Origin of the sequence: Mesorhizobium sp. M2A.F.Ca.ET.039.01.1.1 (assembly GCF_003998035.1) — a bacterium.
Classification (GTDB): domain Bacteria; phylum Pseudomonadota; class Alphaproteobacteria; order Rhizobiales; family Rhizobiaceae; genus Mesorhizobium.
Map to the genome: position 1 here is coordinate 1 of NZ_RZRY01001096.1, position 1,533 is coordinate 1,533.

At 65.2% G+C, this 1,533-nt stretch carries 2 protein-coding genes; both read left to right on the plus strand.

Annotation, left to right across the window (positions count from 1 at the left end; genetic code table 11):
* Positions 1-662: FtsX-like permease family protein (locus tag EOA24_RS37570; RefSeq protein WP_127410797.1), on the plus strand; the 662-nt coding region annotated here is incomplete at its 5' end.
* Positions 663-902: 240 nt separating this feature from the next.
* Positions 903-1,533, plus strand: a 631-nt coding sequence (locus tag EOA24_RS37575) for a Bax inhibitor-1/YccA family protein (protein ID WP_133374898.1), incomplete at its 3' end; no start/stop codon positions are given.

Sequence of the window (1,533 nt, forward strand, 5' to 3'; positions counted from 1 at the left end):
GCGTCACCGTCAATGTGCTGGGGCGCAACGTCACGGCGAAGATCGCCAATTTTCGCCAGGTGCAGTGGGAGACGATGGGCATCAACTTCGTCATGGTGTTCTCGCCCAACGCCTTTGCCGGGGCGCCGCATGGCTGGCTGGCGACGCTGACCGACAAACAAGCCTCCACGGCCGACGACGCAAGGCTGCTCAACGCCGTCACCCGCGCCTTCCCGGCGGTGACGACGGTGCGCGTTAAGGACGCGCTCGACATCGTCAACCGGCTGGTCGCGCAACTGGGGACGGCGATCCGCGCCGCCGCCGGCGTCGCGCTGATCGCCTCGGTGCTGGTGCTCTCGGGCGCCTTGGCCGCCGGCAACCGGGCGCGCATCCATGACGCCGTGGTGCTGAAGACGCTTGGCGCGACGCGGCGGACGCTGATTGCCGCCTTCTCGCTCGAATATGTGCTGATCGGCCTTGCGACAGCGCTGTTCGCGCTGGCCGCCGGCGGTATCGCCGCCTGGTTCGTGGTCGCGCATATCATGACGCTGCCGTCGCATTTCATGCCGGAGGTGGCGGTGGCGACGATCCTGGTCTCGCTGACGGTCACCGTCGGCATCGGCCTTGCCGGCACCTGGCGGGTGCTCGGCCATAAGGCGGCGCCGGTGCTGCGCAACCTCTAACCGAGCGCGGCTCCAAGTCCCGGCCCGATTAAATCTCTGTAAGAATGCCCGCCGGAAGGCCCAAAAACCGGCCTTTCGCACTCTCACAAAGCGTTACGACCCGTTACCGTCTTGTTCTTGACGTCAAGAACCATCATATTTCGCAACAGGCATGCTGGAGTCCCGCCAGCGGCGCCTGGTCCAGGGATCAATCCAAGCGGACCTGTCACCGGACGGGGCAGAAGCAACAGAGGATTTCCAATGGCTGATCCCATTCGCAACTACCAGACGGGCGCCGCCTCCGGCGCGCGCGTCGATATCGATCAGGGCCTGCGCGCCTATATGATCAAAGTCTACAACCTCATGGGGCTTGGCCTGCTCATTACCGGCCTTGCCGCCTGGGGCGCCTTCCACCTCGCCGTCACCGGCGACGGCCAACTGACCGGTTTCGGCCAGCTCATTTACGCCAGCGCGTTCCGCTGGGTCGTCATCCTGGCGCCGCTCGCCGCCGTGATGTTCCTGTCGTTTCGCATCCAGTCGATGAGCGTGGCGGCGGCGCAGACCACGTTCTGGGTCTATGCCGGCCTTGTCGGCCTGTCGCTGTCGACGATCTTCCTCGTCTACACCGGCACCAGCATCACCCAGACCTTCTTCGCCACGGCCGCGGCCTTCGGCGGTCTGTCGCTCTACGGCTACACGACCAGGCGTGACCTGTCGGCGTTCGGCTCGTTCCTGATCATGGGCGTGATCGGCCTGCTGATCGCGATGCTGATCAACATCTTCCTGCAGTCGTCGGCGCTCGCCTTCGCCATCTCGGCGATCGGCGTGCTGGTCTTCGCCGGCCTCACCGCCTACGACACGCAGCGGATCAAGGAGATGCATTTCGAGGGTG